This window comes from Pseudomonas sp. A2 (assembly GCF_023100865.1).
Lineage (GTDB): Bacteria > Pseudomonadota > Gammaproteobacteria > Pseudomonadales > Pseudomonadaceae > Aquipseudomonas > Aquipseudomonas asiatica.
In genome coordinates this window covers 1,129,407-1,147,257 of the sequence record NZ_CP039127.1, presented here as the reverse complement: position 1 = coordinate 1,147,257, position 17,851 = coordinate 1,129,407, and the positions used below count along the sequence as shown (strand labels likewise).

General features: G+C 63.0%; 22 protein-coding genes. 10 read left to right on the top strand and 12 right to left on the bottom strand.

The genetic code is table 11. The features are described 5' to 3' along the window. Positions 1–175: 175 nt before the first annotated feature. The 12 genes from E5221_RS05420 to E5221_RS05365 all read right to left on the bottom strand — a co-directional run bounded on the left by E5221_RS05420 (position 176) and on the right by E5221_RS05365 (position 10,290). On the bottom strand, positions 176–1,456 hold the full coding sequence (locus E5221_RS05420; RefSeq protein WP_061551957.1) for a CynX/NimT family MFS transporter: 1,281 nt from the start codon (positions 1,454–1,456) through the stop codon (positions 176–178). A gap of 13 nt (positions 1,457–1,469) precedes the next feature. Further along, the gene (locus E5221_RS05415; protein ID WP_025337831.1) at positions 1,470–2,120 is read right to left on the bottom strand and encodes a FadR/GntR family transcriptional regulator; all 651 of its coding nucleotides are present in this window, start codon (positions 2,118–2,120) and stop codon (positions 1,470–1,472) included. Positions 2,121–2,328: 208 nt separating this feature from the next. Then, a complete protein-coding gene (hisC, locus tag E5221_RS05410) occupies positions 2,329–3,375 on the bottom strand; it encodes a histidinol-phosphate transaminase (protein ID WP_051096612.1) in 1,047 nt (348 codons plus the stop codon). Between the two features lie 2 nt (positions 3,376–3,377). Next, the gene (hisD, locus tag E5221_RS05405) at positions 3,378–4,703 is read right to left on the bottom strand and encodes a histidinol dehydrogenase (RefSeq protein ID WP_061551956.1); all 1,326 of its coding nucleotides are present in this window, start codon (positions 4,701–4,703) and stop codon (positions 3,378–3,380) included. 134 nt (positions 4,704–4,837) lie between these two features. Further along, positions 4,838–5,473 (bottom strand): ATP phosphoribosyltransferase, encoded by a 636-nt coding sequence (hisG, locus tag E5221_RS05400; protein WP_003257924.1) that lies wholly within the window; start codon positions 5,471–5,473, stop codon positions 4,838–4,840. A 123-nt stretch (positions 5,474–5,596) separates the two neighbouring features. Then, complete coding sequence (gene murA, locus E5221_RS05395; protein WP_013971085.1) at positions 5,597–6,862, bottom strand: UDP-N-acetylglucosamine 1-carboxyvinyltransferase; 1,266 nt, start codon at positions 6,860–6,862, stop codon at positions 5,597–5,599. Between the two features lie 23 nt (positions 6,863–6,885). Further along, positions 6,886–7,125, bottom strand: a complete 240-nt coding sequence (locus tag E5221_RS05390; protein WP_003255121.1) for a BolA family protein — start codon at positions 7,123–7,125, stop codon at positions 6,886–6,888. A gap of 117 nt (positions 7,126–7,242) precedes the next feature. Then, positions 7,243–7,545: an STAS domain-containing protein gene (locus E5221_RS05385; RefSeq protein WP_015269065.1), complete on the bottom strand. Its 303-nt coding sequence runs from the start codon at positions 7,543–7,545 to the stop codon at positions 7,243–7,245. Next, complete coding sequence (locus E5221_RS05380; RefSeq protein ID WP_003257922.1) at positions 7,542–8,189, bottom strand: ABC transporter substrate-binding protein; 648 nt, start codon at positions 8,187–8,189, stop codon at positions 7,542–7,544. The genes E5221_RS05385 and E5221_RS05380 overlap by 4 nt, the downstream gene beginning before the upstream one ends. Positions 8,190–8,198: 9 nt before the next feature. Beyond that, complete coding sequence (mlaD, locus tag E5221_RS05375) at positions 8,199–8,684, bottom strand: outer membrane lipid asymmetry maintenance protein MlaD (protein WP_003257921.1); 486 nt, start codon at positions 8,682–8,684, stop codon at positions 8,199–8,201. Next, positions 8,684–9,481 (bottom strand): lipid asymmetry maintenance ABC transporter permease subunit MlaE, encoded by a 798-nt coding sequence (gene mlaE, locus E5221_RS05370; RefSeq protein WP_025337825.1) that lies wholly within the window; start codon positions 9,479–9,481, stop codon positions 8,684–8,686. The genes mlaD and mlaE overlap by 1 nt, the downstream gene beginning before the upstream one ends. After that, positions 9,481–10,290 (bottom strand): ATP-binding cassette domain-containing protein, encoded by an 810-nt coding sequence (locus tag E5221_RS05365; RefSeq protein WP_012270662.1) that lies wholly within the window; start codon positions 10,288–10,290, stop codon positions 9,481–9,483. The genes mlaE and E5221_RS05365 overlap by 1 nt, the downstream gene beginning before the upstream one ends. Before the next feature lie 248 nt (positions 10,291–10,538). On the opposite strand from E5221_RS05365, the gene E5221_RS05360 reads away from it, so the two are divergent. From E5221_RS05360 to E5221_RS05315, 10 genes are all read left to right on the top strand, one after another. Beyond that, complete coding sequence (locus tag E5221_RS05360; protein ID WP_003257920.1) at positions 10,539–11,513, top strand: KpsF/GutQ family sugar-phosphate isomerase; 975 nt, start codon at positions 10,539–10,541, stop codon at positions 11,511–11,513. Between the two features lie 12 nt (positions 11,514–11,525). Further along, positions 11,526–12,050 carry an HAD family hydrolase gene (locus tag E5221_RS05355; protein WP_024086339.1) on the top strand — a complete coding sequence of 175 codons (525 nt, stop codon included), beginning with the start codon at positions 11,526–11,528 and terminating at the stop codon, positions 12,048–12,050. A gap of 8 nt (positions 12,051–12,058) precedes the next feature. Next, complete coding sequence (lptC, locus tag E5221_RS05350; protein WP_003257918.1) at positions 12,059–12,631, top strand: LPS export ABC transporter periplasmic protein LptC; 573 nt, start codon at positions 12,059–12,061, stop codon at positions 12,629–12,631. After that, entirely contained in the window at positions 12,618–13,142 is a 525-nt protein-coding gene (gene lptA / locus E5221_RS05345; protein ID WP_015269063.1) for a lipopolysaccharide transport periplasmic protein LptA, read from the top strand. Before lptC ends, lptA begins: the two co-directional genes overlap by 14 nt. Continuing rightward, positions 13,143–13,868 (top strand): LPS export ABC transporter ATP-binding protein, encoded by a 726-nt coding sequence (gene lptB, locus E5221_RS05340; RefSeq protein WP_003257916.1) that lies wholly within the window; start codon positions 13,143–13,145, stop codon positions 13,866–13,868. A 175-nt stretch (positions 13,869–14,043) separates the two neighbouring features. Then, positions 14,044–15,537: an RNA polymerase factor sigma-54 gene (locus E5221_RS05335; protein ID WP_015269061.1), complete on the top strand. Its 1,494-nt coding sequence runs from the start codon at positions 14,044–14,046 to the stop codon at positions 15,535–15,537. A gap of 79 nt (positions 15,538–15,616) precedes the next feature. Next, positions 15,617–15,925: a ribosome-associated translation inhibitor RaiA gene (gene raiA, locus E5221_RS05330; RefSeq protein WP_003255135.1), complete on the top strand. Its 309-nt coding sequence runs from the start codon at positions 15,617–15,619 to the stop codon at positions 15,923–15,925. Positions 15,926–15,937: 12 nt separating this feature from the next. Next, a complete protein-coding gene (gene ptsN / locus E5221_RS05325) occupies positions 15,938–16,402 on the top strand; it encodes a PTS IIA-like nitrogen regulatory protein PtsN (protein WP_015269060.1) in 465 nt (154 codons plus the stop codon). Positions 16,403–16,404: 2 nt separating this feature from the next. Next, positions 16,405–17,259, top strand: coding sequence for an RNase adapter RapZ (gene rapZ, locus E5221_RS05320; protein WP_013971076.1), 855 nt, complete (start codon positions 16,405–16,407; stop codon positions 17,257–17,259). A 19-nt stretch (positions 17,260–17,278) separates the two neighbouring features. After that, positions 17,279–17,551: an HPr family phosphocarrier protein gene (locus E5221_RS05315; RefSeq protein ID WP_039612745.1), complete on the top strand. Its 273-nt coding sequence runs from the start codon at positions 17,279–17,281 to the stop codon at positions 17,549–17,551. The last annotated feature ends 300 nt before the right edge of the window (positions 17,552–17,851 follow it).

The following is a 17,851-nucleotide window of genomic DNA, read 5'->3' as shown; positions in this document are numbered from 1 at the left end:
GGCTGGTCCGTCCTGGGAGTCGAAAGCAGCACGATAATCTTCCCCGGTTGGTTATGCCAGTACCGGCCCTTTCGCGGGTAAACCGCTCCCACAGGTACAACATGACTTCAAGATGTGTGCAATCCCTGTGGGAGCGGGTTTACCCGCGAAGAGGCCGGCAATGCCACATGCCCCTTCAGACTTTCTCGCTGCTCACCTGCACATGCAAAGCCCGCCCGGCCCCCAGGCCGAACACGATGGCCCCCGCCCCCAGCACGGCAAAAATCCACCCCACTGCCACCCAGCCCCCAGTCAGGTCATGTACCAGCCCCACCGCAAACGGCCCCATCGACGCCAGGGTATAACCCACCCCCTGCGCCATGCTCGACAGGTTCGCCGCGACATGGGCATCCTTCGAGCGCAGCACGATCAAGGTCAGCGCCAGGGCAAAGGTACCGCCCTGCCCCAGGCCCAGCACAACCGCCCAGCCCCACAGCCCGGAAAGCGGCGCATACAGGCAACCGAACAGGCCGGCCAGGGTAATCAGCATGACCAGCACGATCGCCAGGCGCTGGTCCTTGCCGCGAGTGGCCAGCCAGGGCGCACTGAGCGAACTGACCAGCTGCACGATCACCGACCCCGACAGCACCAGCCCCGCCTCGGTCGGGCTCAGGCCGCGACCGATCAGGATCGATGGCAACCAGCCAAAGACGATGTAGGCCAGTGACGACTGCAGGCCCATGTACAGGGTCACCTGCCAGGCCAGCGGATCACGCCACAGCCCACGCACGCGATAGGCGACCTTGTGCAGGCCATGACCTTGGCGGGCCTGCGGCAGCCATACCAGCATGGCCAGCAGGGCCGGCAACATCCAGAAGCCAAGCCCCAGCGCCCAGCTGCCGTCGAAATGCTGGGCCAGGGGCACCGTGGCGCCAGCCGCCATGGCGGCGCCCAGGCACAACGCCATGGTGTACACGCCGGTCAGCGTGCCAGCGTGCTGCGGGAAATCGCGCTTGACGATGCCCGGCAACAGCACGCCAATGATGCCGATGCTGGCCCCCGCCATGAGGCTGCCAAGGAACACCCCGGCAGCCCCCAGGCTACTGCGCACGACAATGCCAAGCGCCAGGGTGGCGAGAATGCCGAGGATCACCCGCTCGCTGCCAAAGCGCCGCGCCAGCACCGGCGCCAAAGGGGCGAACAGGCCCAGGCACAGCACTGGCAAGGTGGTCAGCAAACCGGCCTGCGAGGCGTTCAGCCCCAGGCCTTCGGACACCTGGCCCAGCACTGGCGCCATGCTCGACAATGCCGGGCGCAGGTTCAAAGCCACCAGCACCAGGCCGAGCAACAACAGCCAAGGCCGCTGTACCTGTACCGGCTGCTGTTGGACCTGTTCGTCGTCAGCCTCGGCGTCGATCAGCAACTCTTCGAGGTCCCGCTCGCTCGGTGGGGTGTTACGGGTGATGGAATCAGCCATGGCCTTCTCGGAGTCAGGATTCGATAAGGGTACGGCTCAGGCGCTTGGCCTGCTCCGCATCGCGTTGCTCGATGGCGGCAAGGATCTGCCCATGCAGGTCGAACGTGGCCTGGCAGCGCGGCACGGTCGCCATGTTGTGCTGCAGCGCGGCAGCCACCACCCCGGAAAAGTAACGGTACAGCTCACTCAAGGCCGGGTTGTGGGCGGCATCGACCAGCCGCTGGTGAAACACCAGGTCGCAGGCCACATAAGCATCGATATCACCGTGAAAATGCCCGGCACTGTTGGCCAGGGCATCACGCAGCGCCTGCAGGTCGGCGTCGGTTCGGCGCAGTGCGGCCAGGCCGATGGCCTCGGCTTCGAGGATGTGCCGGGTTTCACGGGCCTGCTCGGGCGTGCAGCGTGACATCGCCTGCACCGCCTGCAGCGGGTCCTGGGCCGTGCGCAGGTAGCTGCCGTCGCCCTGGCGGATCTCCACCAGGCCACTGAATGCCAGCACACGCATGGCCTCGCGTACGGTGTTGCGGCTTATGCCCAACTGCAGGGCCAGTTCCGGCTCGGTCGGCAAACGCTGACCAACCTGCCAGTCGCCCAGCACGATGCGTTCGCGCATGCGCTCGACGGCCAGTTCGACCAGGGACCGCTTGGTCAATTCGGTACTCATGCTACTCAACCAATCATCCGATGAATCTGGTCAGCATAATGTATACCGGCAATACAGCAAACACTGATGGTTTCTGGCGATAGTGGAAATCCCTGTGGGAGCGGGCATGCCCGCGAAGAATCCAACGCGATGGATGGCACCGGCGTTGCCGGTGTTCGCGGGCACGCCCGCTCCCACAAGAGCCGCGTCACGGCAGCTTGCAATACCGTCAGTTCAACGCATCGAGCAGCGCCTGGTTCATCTCTGGCGTACCGATGGTGATGCGCAGGAACTGGGCAATGCGCGGCTGCTTGAAGTGGCGCACGATCACGCCCTGCTCGCGCAGGCGTGCAGCCAGCTCACCAGCATCTTGTTGCGGATGGCGGGCGAAGATGAAGTTGGCCGCCGACGGCAGCACTTCGAAGCCCTTGGCCTGCAGCTGCCCGACCAACACCTCGCGGCTGTCGATCACCTTGCGGCAGGTTTCCTCGAAGTACTCGCGGTCCTCGAACGCCACCGCTGCGCCGACGATCGCGGCACGGTCCAGCGGGTAGGAGTTGAAGCTGTTCTTGATCCGCTCCAGCGCCTCGATCAGGTCCGGGTGGCCCACCGCCAGGCCAACCCGCAGCCCGGCCAGCGAACGCGACTTCGACAGGGTCTGGGTGACCAGCAGGTTGTCGTAGCGGTCCACCAGGCTGATCGCCGTTTCGCCACCGAAGTCGATGTAGGCTTCATCGACCACCACCACCGAATCACGGTTGGCCTGCAGCAACTGCTCCACCGCCTGCAGCGGCATCAGGCAACCGGTCGGCGCGTTGGGATTGGGGAAGATGATGCCTGCATTGGGCTTGTTGTAGTCCTCGATGCGGATCTGGAACTGCTCGTCCAGCGCCACCTGCTCGAAGGCGATACCGTACAGGCCGCAGTAGACCGGGTAGAAGCTGTAGCTGATGTCAGGGAACAGCAGCGGTGCGTCGTGCTGGAACAGGCCGTGGAAGATGTGCGCCAGCACCTCGTCCGAGCCGTTGCCGACGAACACTTGTGCCGGCGTCACGCCGTAGTACTCGGCCACCGCCTGCTTCAGCCGGTCACCGTTCGGGTCCGGGTACAGGCGCAGGTTGTCGTTCAGCTCGCCGCGCATGGCCTCCAGCGCCTTGGGCGAAGGGCCGTAGGGGTTTTCGTTGGTGTTCAGCTTGACCAGGCGGGCCAGCTTGGGCTGCTCGCCCGGCACGTAAGGCACCAGGTCCTTGACGAAGGGGCTCCAGAATCGACTCATGCTCAGTTCCCCTTCTCTTGGGTCAGGATGCGGTATTCGGCGCTGCGGGCGTGGGCGGTCAGCGACTCGCCACGGGCCAGGACCGAGGCGGTGTGGCCCAGCTCGGACGCGCCCTGCTCGGAGCAGAAAATGATCGACGAACGCTTCTGGAAGTCATAAACCCCCAGCGGCGACGAGAAACGCGCGGTACCGGAGGTCGGCAGCACGTGGTTGGGCCCTGCGCAGTAGTCGCCCAGCGCTTCGCTGGTGTGGCGGCCCATGAAGATCGCGCCAGCGTGGCGGATGTGCGGCAGCCAGGCCTGCGGGTCGGCGACCGACAGTTCCAGGTGCTCCGGGGCAATGCGGTTGGCCACTTCCATGGCCTGCTGCATGTCACGCACCTGAATCAGCGCACCACGGCCATTGATCGACTTCTCGATGATCTCGGCACGTTCCATGGTCGGCAGCAGCTTGTCGATGCTGGCGGCAACGCGGTCGAGGAAGGCGGCGTCCGGGCTGACCAGGATGGCCTGGGCATCTTCGTCGTGCTCGGCCTGGGAGAACAGGTCCATGGCGATCCAGTCCGGGTCGGTCTGGCCGTCGCACACCACGAGGATTTCCGACGGGCCGGCGATCATGTCGATACCCACCTGGCCGAACACGTGGCGCTTGGCGGTGGCAACGTAGATGTTGCCCGGGCCGACGATCTTGTCCACCTGCGGCACGCTTTCGGTACCGTAGGCCAGGGCGGCGACAGCCTGGGCGCCACCGACGGTGAACACATGGTCGACACCGGCGATGCAGGCAGCCGCCAGCACCAGCTCGTTGACCTCGCCACGCGGGGTCGGCACCACCATCACCACTTCGGCCACACCGGCGACCTTGGCCGGGATGGCGTTCATCAGCACCGACGACGGGTACGACGCCTTGCCACCCGGCACATACAGGCCGGCGCGGTCCAGCGGGGTGACCTTCTGGCCAAGCACGGTGCCGTCGGCCTCGGTGTACTGCCAGGAGTCCTGCTTCTGCCGCTCGTGGTACATGCGCACACGGTTGGCAGCCTTTTCCAGGGCTTCGCGCTGGACCGGGGTGATGCGGGTCAGGGCCAGTTCCAGGCGCTCGCGACCGAGGATCAGGTCATCGATGGACTTGGCATCGACACCATCGAAACGCTGGGTGAATTCCACCAATGCCGCATCGCCACGCTCGCGCACGGCCTTGATGATGTCGAGCACGCGCTGGTTGACCGCGTCATCGGACACACTTTCCCAGCTCAGCAGATGATCCAGATGTCGGGCGAAATCCGGATCAGCAGCGTTGAGACGGGCAATTGCAGTGGACACGGTCATGGCGAGGGCCTCGATTATTGGCGAATGCTCAGGCGCCCTAGGCTACCAGTCCATCCGCGCGGGCACCCGAGAAAAATGGCTATGACGCGGATAGACGGGCGCGGCAGCGAAGGCCGCGCGCAGTCGGTAGAGAGTCAGCCGCGGTGTCGCGATTCGACCGCTCCGCGCAGCGTGTCGATCAGGCTCTGGATACGGGCGTGCTGCATTTTCATGGAGGCCTTGTTGACCACCAGGCGCGAGCTGATCGTGGCGATCAGTTCCTGGGGCTCCAGACCGTTGGCACGCAGGGTGTTGCCGGTGTCGACCACGTCGATGATCTTGTCGGCGAGGTTGATCAGCGGAGCCAGTTCCATCGAGCCGTACAGCTTGATGATGTCGACCTGGCGGCCCTGTTCGGCGTAGTAGCGCTTGGCTACGTTGACGAACTTGGTAGCCACGCGCAGACGGCCCTTGGGCTCGGGTGCGCCGACCACGCCAGCGGTCATCAGCTTGCAACGGGCAATCTGCAGGTCCAGGGGCTCGTAAAGGCCCTGGCCGCCGTACTCCATCAGCACATCCTTGCCGGCCACACCCAGGTCGGCGGCACCATGCTCGACATAGGTCGGCACGTCGGTGGCACGCACGATCAGCAGGCGCACATCGTCCTGCGTGGTGGGGATGATCAGTTTGCGGCTCTTGTCCGGGTTCTCGGTCGGCACGATACCGGCCTCGGCCAGCAACGGCAGGGTATCGTCGAGAATACGGCCTTTGGAAAGCGCGATGGTCAACATTGGAACGTCGGTCCTTAAGCGGCTACTGCCGGCCGGGCGTCGAGCCCGACCGCATTCAATTCGTTAGGCACATCCTGCGAAAGCGGGCAAATCCCACCCCCACAGGATGCACCAGGCAGACGACTAGCCCGGTACGCGACGGATCTTCGCGCCCAGCATCTGCAGTTTTTCTTCGATGCACTCGTAACCACGGTCGATGTGGTAGATGCGATCGATCAGGGTATCGCCTTCGGCTACCAGCGCCGACAGCACCAGGCTGGCGGAAGCACGCAGGTCGGTGGCCATTACCGGGGCACCCTTCAGCGCCTTGACGCCAGTGACGATGGCAGTGTTGCCTTCGACCTGGATCTGCGCGCCCATGCGGTGCATTTCGTAGACGTGCATGAAGCGGTTTTCGAAGATCGTCTCGATCACTGCACCGGTGCCTTCGGCAATGGCGTTGAGCGAAATGAACTGCGCCTGCATGTCGGTCGGGAACGCCGGGTACGGGGCGGTACGCAGGTTGACGGCTTTCGGCCGTTTGCCGTGCATGTCCAGCTCGATCCAGTCTTCGCCAGTGTTGATGTCGGCGCCGGCTTCCTTGAGTTTTTCCAGTACGGCTTCAAGGATGGTCGGATCGGTGTCCTTGACCTTGACGCGGCCGCCGGTCACGGCAGCGGCCACCAGGTAGGTACCGGTTTCGATACGGTCCGGCATCACGCGGTAGTTGGCCGAGTGCAGGCGCTCGACGCCATCGATGACGATGGTGTCGGTACCAGCGCCCTGGACCTTGCCGCCCATGGCGTTGATGAAGTTGGCCAGGTCGACCACTTCCGGCTCGCGCGCGGCGTTCTGCAGCACGCTGCGGCCCTTGGCCAGGGCAGCGGCCATCATGATGTTCTCGGTACCGGTCACGCTGACGGTGTCGAAGAAGAAGTGCGCACCGCGCAGGCCACCCTCAGGTGCCTTGGCCTTGATGTAGCCGCCTTCGACTTCAATCTTCGCGCCCATGGCCTCGAGGCCACGGATGTGCAGGTCGACCGGGCGCGAACCAATTGCGCAACCGCCAGGCAGGGCCACTTCGGCCTCGCCGAAACGGGCAACCATCGGGCCCAGCACCAGAATCGAGGCGCGCATGGTCTTGACCAGCTCGTAAGGTGCAACCAGTGTCTTGATGGTGCGAGGGTCGATCTCGACCGCCAGCTTTTCGTCGATCACCGGCTCGATGCCCATGCGCCCGAAGAGCTCGATCATGGTGGTGATGTCGTGCAGGTGCGGCAGGTTGCCCACGGTGACCGGGCCGTCGGCCAGCAGGGTCGCCGCCAGGATTGGCAAGGCTGCGTTCTTCGCGCCCGAAATGCGGATCTCGCCATCAAGGCAAGCGCCGCCAGTAATAATCAGTTTGTCCATTGGAATCTCGCCGCCACGTTGGCTCAGGTGCGCTCAGCCCAGGCTGCGCTGCTGAAAAATTTCATGGTTACCGCATGGATGCTGCCATTGGCGATCCACGGATTCAGGTGAGCATAGATCGCCTGCTGGCGTTTGACCGGGCTCAGGCCAGCCAACTCGTCGCTGATCACGTTCAACTGGAAGTTGCAGCCTTCGCCTTCAACTTCGACCCGGGAACCCGGCAATTTCTCTTCAAGGAAGCTTTTAACTTCTACGGCCTGCATGCTCAACCTCAATCGGCGCCCGATGCGCACGGGTCGGCCATCATACAAAAAAGCCCCTCGCCTGCGAAGCCCAACGAGGGCTTCGCTGACCGAGGGGCCATCATCCGTGCCGGGCCATCAGGTTGCCAGCACTTCATCGAGGTCATAGACCTCGGCAATTTCCCGCATGTCGTCTGGCATGCTGCGCACCTGGCAACCCTTGCCTGCGGCCTGGGCATCGCGCATGAAGGCCAGCAGCAACGACAGGCCGACACTGGTGGAACGCTGCACTGCCGAACAATCGAGCACCAGCTGCGCCTCGCGGCAGGCCGCAATCAGCGCCTTGCCCTGCTTGCGCAGGACCGGCCCGCTGCGGTAGTCCAGCACGCCGGCCAGGCGCAGCACGCCCGGCTCGGCCATGCTTACACCGGCCTCACTCATTTGACGGTCTTCTCCGGCGAGTTGTCGGCGGCCTGCTTGGCCTTGGCCACTTCGCCGGCCCAGCCGTCGATGGTCTTGTCCAGGTCGTTGCCATTGCGCTGCATGGCGTCGGCGAACTGGTCGCGGAACAGCTTGCCGATGTTGATGCCGTTGACGATCACGTTGCGCACCTTCCACTCGCCACCGATGTTTTCCAGGGTGTACTGCACCGGATACACGGCACCGTTGTTGCCGGTGACTTTCATACCAACGCTGGCGCGCTTGCCGTCATCAGCCTTGGCCGGGTCGACGGTGATGCCCTGATTGTTGTACTCGAGCAGGGCATTGCCATAGAACTGCATCAGGCTGCGCTTGAAGTTTTCCTGGAAGCGCTGCATCTGCTCGGGGGTAGCCTTGCGCGAGTACTTGACGGTCATGATGCTTTTGGAAATACCGTCAGCGTCCACCACCGGGCCGAGGATGCGGTTCAGCGCATCATAGAAGGCATTGGGGTTGGACTTGTACTGTTCCTTGTTGGCCTTGAGGTCGCCCAGCAGTTCAGTGGTGGTGCCCTGAACCACATCGTGTGGCGTCTGCGCAGCCACGGTCAGCAGGGGGAAGGCTGCCAGCAGGACCAGCAGGCCACGTCGCAGGATGGAAATCATGGAAACTCCTTAATTAGCCGGTTGCGCTTCTTTCGGTTCCTTGCCAACGGAGTTGAGCAGGAACTTGCCAATCAGATCTTCCAGCACCAGTGCCGACTGGGTGTCGTGGATGGTCCCGCCGTCCTTGAGCACCTGGTCCTCACCGCCCACGCTGATGCCGATGTACTTCTCGCCAAGCAACCCGGCGGTCAGGATCGAGGCAGTGGAGTCGGTCGGCAGGTTGTCCACCGACTTGTCCAGCTGCAGCGTCACCCGACCGGTGTACGAGTCACGGTCCAGATCGATGGCGGTAACCTTGCCGATGGTCACACCGGCCATGGTCACTTTAGCTCTGACCGTCAAACCGGCGATATTGTCGAAGTAGGCATAAACTTTATAGGTATCGCTGCTCGGGCTGGCCGACAGCCCGCTGACACGCAGGGCGAGCAGCAGCAGCGCCAGGATCCCGGCCAGGAGGAACAGGCCGACACCGATTTCCAGGGTGCGGTTTTGCATCAGAAATCTCCAAACATCAAGGCGGTCAGAATAAAGTCCAGACCCAGCACTGCCAACGAGGCATAGACCACGGTCTTGGTGGTGGCACGGCTGATCCCCTCTGAGGTGGGCTCACAGTCATACCCCTGGAATACGGCGATCCAGGTCGTGACGAAGGCAAATACCAGGCTCTTGATCAGCCCGTTGAGCACGTCGTCGGTGAACGAAACACTGTTCTGCATGTTGGCCCAGAACGAGCCCTCGTAGACGCCCAGCCAGTCCACCGCCACCCACGAGCCACCCCAGATGCCGACCACGCTAAAAATCAGCGCCAGCAACGGCAGCGAGATGAAACCGGCCCACAGGCGTGGCGCGACGATGTACTTGAGCGGGTCGACGCCGATCATTTCAAGGCTCGACAACTGCTCGGTGGACTTCATGTTGCCGATTTCTGCGGTCAGCGCCGAACCGGCACGGCCGGCAAACAGCAATGCCGTCACCACCGGGCCGAGCTCACGCAGCAGGGTCAGGGCGACCATCTGTCCCACCGCCTGCTCCGAGCCGTACTTGGTCAGGATGCTGAAGCCCTGCAGCGCCAGCACCATGCCGATGAACACGCCGGACACGACGATGATCGCCAGCGACAGCACGCCCACCGAATACAGCTGCTTGACCAGCAGCTGGAAGCCGCCACCGATGCCGCCACGGCCGATCAGCGCATGGAACAGGAACAGGCAGGAGCGCCCCAGCACCGCCAGCACGTCGATGGCCGAGCGCCCCAGCAGGCGGACACGTTCGAGTAAGGATTTTCTGCGCATCAACGCGCTCCCAGCAGGTCGGCGCGGTAGTCAGGCGCAGGAAAATGGAAAGGCACCGGGCCGTCCGGGTCGCCCTTCATGAACTGGCGAATGCGCGGGTTGTCCGAGCCCATCAGCTCGTCAGGCGTCCCCTGGCCCAGCACCTGTCCGTCACCTACCACATAGATGTAGTCGGCGATGCTGGCGGTTTCCGCCAGGTCGTGGGAAACAACGATGCTGGTGATACCCAGGGCGTCGTTGAGCAGGCGGATCAGACGCACCAATACACCCATGGCGATCGGGTCCTGGCCGACGAACGGTTCGTCGTACATGAGGATCTGCGGGTCCAGGGCAATCGCCCGGGCCAACGCCACACGGCGTTTCATGCCACCGGACAGCTCGTCGGGCATCAGGTCGATGGCACCGCGCAGCCCCACGGCCTGCAGCTTCATCAGCACGATATCGCGGATCATCTCGTCCGACAGCTGGGTGTGCACGCGCAGCGGGAACGCGACGTTCTCGAACACATCGAGATCGGTGAACAGCGCGCCGCTCTGGAACAGCACCCCCATCTGCTTGCGGGCGTCGAACAGGTCGCTGCGCGACAGCGTCGGCAGGTTCTGCCCGGCAACCCAGACCTCACCGCTGGAGGGGCGCAACTGCGCGCCCATCAGGCGGAGCAACGTGGTCTTGCCGCAACCCGATGGCCCCATGATACCGGTGACCTTGCCGCGCGGGATGCGAATGTCGACGTTGCTGAAAATGCTGCGCGAACCGCGTTTGAAGGTAACCCCCTTCAACTCGACCGCGTAGGCGCTATCCACACTCATCTAGACTCCTTGCTAGTGCAGCCTCGTCCTAATGGACGTCGGCCTCCATCTGGAAGGCACAAGCGCCCCTGGCAGGCCGAATAGCGGCGAACTATAGCACCGCTGACAGCGCCGCCCCAAGGTCGGCTAACGAGTCGTTCAGCCCTGCGACAGGCTGGCGAGACATTCACCACGGCAATCGAAAGCGTGAGGGTTTCTTTCATTGCAGCTATAATCGCCGCCTTTTCATCAGGCATTGCTTTTTCGACATGAGCCAATCCAGCGAGCTGATCCAATCCGCCCAACGCACCCTGCGCCTGGAACTCGAGGCCGTAGAGGCCCTGCTGGCGCGCATCGACGACAATTTCGTCAAGGCCTGCGAACTGATCCTGGCCAGCAAGGGCCGGGTCGTCGTGGTCGGCATGGGCAAGTCCGGGCACATCGGCAACAAGATCGCCGCCACCCTGGCCAGCACCGGCACGCCAGCGTTTTTCGTGCACCCGGCCGAAGCCAGCCATGGCGACATGGGCATGATCACCCGCGATGATGTCATCCTTGCCCTGTCGAATTCCGGCAGCACCGCCGAAATCGTCACCCTGCTGCCGCTGATCAAGCGCCTGGGCATCAAGCTGATCAGTCTGACCGGCAACCCGGACTCGCCCCTGGCCCAGGCTGCCGAGGTCAACCTCGACGCCCGCGTCGAGCAAGAGGCCTGCCCGCTGAACCTGGCCCCCACCTCCTCCACCACCGCATCGCTGGTGCTGGGCGACGCGCTGGCCATTGCCCTGCTCGAAGCTCGCGGCTTCACCGCCGAGGACTTTGCCTTCTCGCACCCGGGTGGTGCACTGGGCCGCCGCCTGCTGCTCAAGGTGGAAAACGTGATGCACGCCGGCGACGAACTGCCCCAGGTGCCCCGCGGCACCCTGCTCAAGGACGCACTCCTTGAAATGTCCCGCAAAGGCCTGGGCATGACCGTGATCGTCGAAGCCGATGGCAAGCTGGCAGGGATCTTCACCGACGGCGACCTGCGCCGCAGCCTGGACCGCAACATCGACGTCCACACCACCCTGATCGACCAGGTAATGACCGTGCACGGCAAGACGGCCCGCGCCGAAATGCTTGCGGCCGAGGCCCTGAAGATCATGGAAGACCACAAGATCGGCGCCCTGGTGGTGGTGGACCGCGAGGACCGCCCCACCGGCGCCCTGAACATGCACGACCTGCTGCGCGCCGGCGTGATGTAAAGGAGCGATGGAATGAACCAGGACCTCATGCAACGCGGCAAGAACATCAAGCTGGCAGTGTTCGACGTGGACGGCGTGCTCACCGACGGGCGCCTGTACTTCCTCGAGGACGGCAGCGAGTTCAAGACCTTCAACACCCTCGACGGCCAGGGCATCAAGATGCTCATGGCCTCGGGCGTGACCACCGCGATCATCAGCGGGCGCAAGACCCCGGTGGTCGAGCGCCGGGCGAAGAACCTCGGCATCCCGCACCTGTACCAAGGCCGCGAGGACAAACTGGTGGTGCTGGACGGCCTGCTCGCCGAACTGGGCCTGAGCTATGCTCAAGTGGCCTACCTGGGCGACGACCTGCCCGACCTGCCGGTAATCCGCCGGGTCGCACTGGGCATGGCGGTGGCCAACGCCGCGCCGTTCGTTCGCCAGCACGCCCATGGCGTGACCCAGGCACGTGGCGGCGAAGGCGCGGCCCGTGAATTCTGCGAACTGATCATGCAGGCCCAGGGCACCCTGGACGCTGCCAACGCCAACTACCTGTAAGGCTGCCCATGTTCAGCAAGAAAGCCCGCAACATTGCGCTGCTCGCGGTGATCGCCGCCCTGCTGGTGGCGATCGGCTACTGGAATGTCAGCCCGGAAAGCTTCCTCGACAAGCCTGTGGCCCAGGTCGACGAAAGCGCCATCGACTACTACGCAGTCAACGCCCACAGCGTGCAGTTCCTGCCCGACGGCAAGCTGCAGTACGAAATGACCGCTGACAAGGTCGAACACCTGAAAGCCAGCGAAATCACCCTGCTGACCACGCCGGACCTGCACCTGTACCGCGGTACCGAATACCCGTGGCACGTACAGAGCACCCGCGCCGAGGTCAACCCGGACGGCAGCGAAGTCGAACTGATCGACAACGTACGGGTCGCCCGCACCGACGAAAAGCAGCGTGAAATGATCATTACCAGCTCACGCATGACCGTGTTCCCGCAGAAGCAATATGCGCAGACCGAGCAAGCCGTTAGAATCGACGGCGCCGGTGGCACAACTACGGGCAAAGGAATGAAAGCGTATTTGAAAGAAGGCAAGATGGACTTGCTCTCTAACGTAAGAGGACAGTATGAGGCTCGTTAAAACCCTCCCCCTTTTGCTCAGCCTGAGCGCAGCACTGGGAAGCGCGAGCGCCCTCGCCCTGCCGAATGACCGTGACCAGCCTATCCGCATCCAGGCCGATAACGCCCACCTGGACGACAAGCAGGGCGTGGCCACCTACACCGGCGACGTGATCATCACCCAGGGTTCGATGATGATCAAAGGCAACACCGTGACCATCACCCGTTCCGCCTCCGGCGACATCGACGTGGTGACCTCGGTGGGCAACCTGGCCTACTTCGAGCAGCAGCAGAGCGCAGCCAAGCCGGACAAGATGAAAGGCTGGGCGGTGACCATCCAGTACCAGTCGCAGAAGGACATGGTGATCCTCACCGACCGCGCCAAGGTCGAGAACGAAGGCAACACCACCGAAGGCGAGAAGATCGTCTACAACACCCAGACCCAGGTGGCGACCGCCGGTCGTGGTGGCAACGTGACCTCGCCGCGTCAGCGTATCGACATGGTGATCCAGCCCAAGAAGAAGGCCGAGTAAATGGCAACCCTCAAAGCCCAGCACCTGGCCAAGAGCTACAAGGGGCGGCAAGTCGTACGCGACGTCAGCCTGTCTATCGACAGCGGCCAGATCGTCGGCCTGCTCGGCCCCAACGGCGCCGGCAAGACCACCTGCTTCTACATGATCGTCGGCCTGGTCCAGGCCGATCAGGGGCGCGTGCTGATCGACAACCTCGATGTCAGCCACCAGCCCATGCACGGTCGCGCCCGCGCGGGCATCGGCTATCTGCCGCAGGAAGCCTCGATCTTCCGCAAGCTGTCGGTGGCCGACAACATCATGGCCATCCTCGAGACCCGCAAGGACCTCGACCGCGACGGCCGGCGCAAAGAGCTGGAAAGCCTGCTGCAGGAATTCCACATCAGCCACATTCGCGACAACCTCGGCATGAGCCTGTCCGGTGGTGAGCGCCGCCGCGTGGAAATTGCCCGCGCGCTGGCGACCGCACCCAAGTTCATCCTGCTGGACGAACCGTTTGCCGGTGTCGACCCGATTTCGGTCGGCGACATCAAGCAGATCATCCATCACCTCAAGGCCAAGGGCATCGGTGTACTGATCACCGACCACAACGTGCGTGAGACCCTGGATATCTGCGAAACCGCCTATATCGTCAATGATGGCCGGCTGATCGCCGAAGGCGACGCCGAAACCATCCTGGCCAACGACCTGGTCAAAGAAGTTTACCTGGGCCACGAGTTCCGGCTCTGAGCCCGGCACGTGCCTGGAGTACTGGCAAATAGCCCTGGAACCTGGGGTAAAGTGTTACGGTACTCTAGGCAAACGCTACAATTTAAGGCATAAAACTTGCTTGATCTGGCGCCCCGGCGCCCTCGTGTAGTGGATGGCGCATGCGCGCCGGCGAACAAGGTATTAAGCCCCAGCCATGAAACCATCGCTCGTCCTAAAAATGGGCCAGCAACTGACGATGACACCGCAGTTGCAACAGGCCATCCGCCTGCTCCAGCTCTCCACCCTGGACCTCCAACAGGAAATCCAGGAAGCGCTGGAGTCGAACCCGATGCTCGAACGTCAGGAAGACGGCGACGACTTCGACAACAGCGACCCGATGGCGGACAACGCCGAGAACAAGCCGGCCGCCGAAGTCCAGGACAACAGCTTCCAGGAAAGCACCACCAGTGCCGACACCCTGGAAGACGGTGAATGGAGCGAGCGCATCCCCAACGAACTGCCGGTCGACACCGCCTGGGAAGACATCTACCAGACCAGTGCCAGCAGCTTGCCGAGCAACGACGACGACGAGTGGGACTTCACCACCCGCACATCGGCCGGCGAAAGCCTGCAAAGCCACCTGCTGTGGCAACTGAACCTGGCTCCGATGTCCGACACCGACCGCCTGATCGCCGTCACCCTGATCGACAGCATCAACGGCCAGGGCTACCTGGAAGACACCCTAGAGGAGATCTGCGCCGGTTTCGATCCGGAGCTGGATATCGAGCTGGACGAGGTCGAAGCGGTACTGCACCGCATCCAGCAGTTCGAGCCAGCAGGCGTTGCCGCCCGCACCCTTGGCGAATGCCTGTTGCTGCAATTGCGCCAGCTGCCCGCCAGCACCCCGTGGATGGCGGAAGCCAAGCGCCTGGTCACCGACTTCATCGACCTGCTCGGCAGCCGTGACTACAGCCAGCTGATGCGTCGCATGAAAATCAAGGAAGACGAGCTGCGCCAGGTCATCGAGCTGGTACAAAGCCTCAACCCGCGCCCCGGCTCGCAGATCGAGTCCAGCGAGCCTGAGTACGTGGTGCCCGACGTCATCGTACGCAAGGACAGCGACCGCTGGCTGGTGGAGCTGAACCAGGAGGCCATTCCGCGGCTGCGCGTAAACCCGCAGTACGCTGGCTTTGTGCGCCGAGCCGACACCAGTGCCGACAACACCTTCATGCGCAACCAGCTGCAGGAAGCGCGCTGGTTCATCAAGAGCCTGCAAAGCCGCAACGAAACCCTGATGAAGGTGGCCACGCAGATCGTCGAGCACCAGCGCGGCTTCCTCGACCACGGCGACGAAGCGATGAAGCCCTTGGTACTGCATGACATTGCCGAAGCGGTGGGCATGCACGAGTCGACCATTTCGCGGGTAACCACGCAGAAATACATGCACACCCCGCGTGGCATCTACGAACTGAAATACTTTTTCTCCAGCCACGTCAGCACCTCCGAAGGCGGAGAATGCTCGTCTACGGCGATCCGCGCGATCATCAAGAAACTGGTTGCGGCGGAAAATCAGAAAAAGCCATTGAGTGACAGCAAGATCGCTGGTTTACTGGAGGCACAAGGCATCCAGGTAGCCCGTCGCACCGTCGCCAAGTACCGCGAGTCCCTCGGCATCGCACCGTCGAGCGAGCGCAAGCGACTGATGTAGCCCCTGAGATGTGCCACAGCGTTTGTGGGGCAGGTGCAAGACCTGCCTCTTTATGCACGGGCAACAAAGGAGAAGCTGTATGCAAGTCAATATCAGTGGACAGCATGTAGAAGTCACCCAGCCACTGCGCGATTATGTGCTTGAAAAGCTCGCTCGCGTGGAAAGTCACTTCGACAAGATCACCAACGTGCAGGTCATCATGAAAGTCGAGAAGCTGCAGCAGAAGGTCGAGGCGACCTTGCAGATTCCCGGCGGCGAAGTGGTTGCCAACGCCGAACACGAAGACATGTATGCAGCGATCGACGCCTTGGCCGACAAGCTCGACCGCCAACTGAAAAAACACAAGGAAAAACAGCAAAGCCTGCTGCAAGGTGCAGCTGCCCGCTGATCCCCCTCATCCATGATCCGACTTGAAACCATCCTGACCCCCGGCCGTTCCCTCGTGAACGTGCCGGGCGGCAGCAAGAAGCGCGCCCTGGAAAAGGTCGCCACCGTCATCGCCGAACAAGTACCCGAACTGGAGATGCAAGACGTCTTCGAAAAACTGGTCGCCCGGGAAAAACTCGGTTCGACCGGTTTCGGCAACGGCATCGCCATCCCGCACTGCCGGCTTGAAGGATGTTCCGCTCCGGTCAGCGCCCTGCTGCACCTGGAAGCGCCTATCGACTACGACGCCATCGATGGCGCGCCGGTGGACCTGCTGTTCGTCCTGCTGGTGCCAGAAGCCGCCACCGATGCCCATCTGGAATTGCTGCGCCAGATTGCCAGCATGCTCGATCGCAAGGAGGTCCGTGATCGCCTGCGTGCGGCCACCAGCAGCGAGGCCCTGTTCCAGGTTGTCCTGGACGTACAGAACGAGCACTGAACATGCGCCTGATCATCGTCAGCGGCCGGTCCGGCTCCGGCAAGAGCACCGCCCTCGATGTCCTGGAAGACAACGGTTTCTACTGCATTGACAACCTGCCCGCCGGGCTGCTGCCGCAACTGGCGGAAAATGCGCTGATCAACACCGAGTTGCAGCAACCCAAGGTCGCCGTGTCGATCGACGCGCGCAACTTGCCCAGCCACCTGACGCGTTTCCCCGAGTTGCTCGAAGAAGCCCGCGCCCGGCATATCCAGTGCGACGTGCTGTACCTGGATGCCGACGAAGACGTACTGCTCAAGCGCTTCTCGGAAACCCGCCGACGCCACCCGCTGACCAACGCCAACCGCTCGCTCGCGGAAGCGATCCGGGTAGAAAGCGAATTGCTGGGGCCGATTGCAGACCTGGCCGACCTGAAGATCGACACCACCAGCCTGAACCTGTATCAGCTGCGTGATTCGATCAAGCTGCGCCTGCTCAACCAGCCCGAGCCTGGCACCGCGTTCCTGGTCGAGTCGTTCGGTTTCAAGCGCGGAATGCCGGTCGATGCCGACCTGGTGTTCGATGTGCGCTGCCTGCCCAACCCTTACTGGAAGCCCGAGCTGCGTGAGCACTCCGGCCTCGACCAACCGGTGATCGACTACCTGGCCGCACAGCCGGATGTCGAAGAGATGTTCAACGACATTTCCAGCTACCTGCTCAAGTGGCTGCCCCGCTTCGCTGCCAGCAACCGTGCCTACGTCACCATTGCCATTGGCTGCACCGGCGGCCACCACCGCTCGGTGTACATCACCGAACGCCTTGGCCAGTTGTTGCAGCAATCCCTGAAAAACGTCCAGGTCCGCCACCGCGACCTCTAGCCCAAGGATCCGCCCCACGATGCCCGCCCGTGAAATCACCATCATCAACAAGCTGGGTCTGCATGCCCGGGCGGCAGCCAAGTTCGTCGGCGTTGCCGGCCGCTTCCCCTGCCAGGTCAGGGTTGGCCGTGCGCCGGACAAGCTGGTGGATGGCAAGAGCATCATGGCGGTGATGATGCTGGCGGCCGGCAAAGGCACCCAGGTGCACCTGCATACCGAAGGCGAGCAGGACGACGATGCCATGGCAGCGCTGGTCGAACTGATCAACAACTTCTTCGACGAAGGCGAATGAATGGCAAGCGGTACGCTTACCCTGTGGGAGCGGCTTTAGCCGCGAAGAATCCAACGCGGTGCATGGCACCGGCTGCGCCGGTGTTCGCGGCTAAAGCCGCTCCCACAGAGTCCCCGCTAATTCAATGAGTTATGTGCCGCTCCCACAGCGAAACCGGTGAACACCCCATCATCCGGCGCAAACCGATGCACAGCCCCAAGCGGGCCAGGCCAGGTCCAACCAGGCGAAGCCGCGTGCCAATAGCAGCGCAGTGCCTGCCAGCAACAGCAAAGTCCCAAGCGTCATGCGAAACAGGCGAAA

What these genes read in the sequence shown, in the direction of transcription:
- E5221_RS05335 (WP_015269061.1), top strand. Translation starts at nt 14,044, where the DNA reads ATGAAACCATCGCTCGTCCTAAAAATGGGCCAGCAACTGACGATGACA.
- hisD (WP_061551956.1), bottom strand. Translation starts at nt 4,703, where the DNA reads ATGACCGTGTCCACTGCAATTGCCCGTCTCAACGCTGCTGATCCGGAT.
- ptsN (WP_015269060.1), top strand. Translation starts at nt 15,938, where the DNA reads ATGATCCGACTTGAAACCATCCTGACCCCCGGCCGTTCCCTCGTGAAC.
- mlaD (WP_003257921.1), bottom strand. Translation starts at nt 8,684, where the DNA reads ATGCAAAACCGCACCCTGGAAATCGGTGTCGGCCTGTTCCTCCTGGCC.
- lptC (WP_003257918.1), top strand. Translation starts at nt 12,059, where the DNA reads ATGTTCAGCAAGAAAGCCCGCAACATTGCGCTGCTCGCGGTGATCGCC.
- E5221_RS05420 (WP_061551957.1), bottom strand. Translation starts at nt 1,456, where the DNA reads ATGGCTGATTCCATCACCCGTAACACCCCACCGAGCGAGCGGGACCTC.
- hisG (WP_003257924.1), bottom strand. Translation starts at nt 5,473, where the DNA reads ATGTTGACCATCGCGCTTTCCAAAGGCCGTATTCTCGACGATACCCTG.
- E5221_RS05390 (WP_003255121.1), bottom strand. Translation starts at nt 7,125, where the DNA reads ATGCAGGCCGTAGAAGTTAAAAGCTTCCTTGAAGAGAAATTGCCGGGT.
- lptA (WP_015269063.1), top strand. Translation starts at nt 12,618, where the DNA reads ATGAGGCTCGTTAAAACCCTCCCCCTTTTGCTCAGCCTGAGCGCAGCA.
- murA (WP_013971085.1), bottom strand. Translation starts at nt 6,862, where the DNA reads ATGGACAAACTGATTATTACTGGCGGCGCTTGCCTTGATGGCGAGATC.
- E5221_RS05360 (WP_003257920.1), top strand. Translation starts at nt 10,539, where the DNA reads ATGAGCCAATCCAGCGAGCTGATCCAATCCGCCCAACGCACCCTGCGC.
- rapZ (WP_013971076.1), top strand. Translation starts at nt 16,405, where the DNA reads ATGCGCCTGATCATCGTCAGCGGCCGGTCCGGCTCCGGCAAGAGCACC.
- E5221_RS05415 (WP_025337831.1), bottom strand. Translation starts at nt 2,120, where the DNA reads ATGAGTACCGAATTGACCAAGCGGTCCCTGGTCGAACTGGCCGTCGAG.
- E5221_RS05355 (WP_024086339.1), top strand. Translation starts at nt 11,526, where the DNA reads ATGAACCAGGACCTCATGCAACGCGGCAAGAACATCAAGCTGGCAGTG.
- E5221_RS05365 (WP_012270662.1), bottom strand. Translation starts at nt 10,290, where the DNA reads ATGAGTGTGGATAGCGCCTACGCGGTCGAGTTGAAGGGGGTTACCTTC.
- lptB (WP_003257916.1), top strand. Translation starts at nt 13,143, where the DNA reads ATGGCAACCCTCAAAGCCCAGCACCTGGCCAAGAGCTACAAGGGGCGG.
- E5221_RS05315 (WP_039612745.1), top strand. Translation starts at nt 17,279, where the DNA reads ATGCCCGCCCGTGAAATCACCATCATCAACAAGCTGGGTCTGCATGCC.
- raiA (WP_003255135.1), top strand. Translation starts at nt 15,617, where the DNA reads ATGCAAGTCAATATCAGTGGACAGCATGTAGAAGTCACCCAGCCACTG.
- E5221_RS05385 (WP_015269065.1), bottom strand. Translation starts at nt 7,545, where the DNA reads ATGAGTGAGGCCGGTGTAAGCATGGCCGAGCCGGGCGTGCTGCGCCTG.
- hisC (WP_051096612.1), bottom strand. Translation starts at nt 3,375, where the DNA reads ATGAGTCGATTCTGGAGCCCCTTCGTCAAGGACCTGGTGCCTTACGTG.
- E5221_RS05380 (WP_003257922.1), bottom strand. Translation starts at nt 8,189, where the DNA reads ATGATTTCCATCCTGCGACGTGGCCTGCTGGTCCTGCTGGCAGCCTTC.
- mlaE (WP_025337825.1), bottom strand. Translation starts at nt 9,481, where the DNA reads ATGCGCAGAAAATCCTTACTCGAACGTGTCCGCCTGCTGGGGCGCTCG.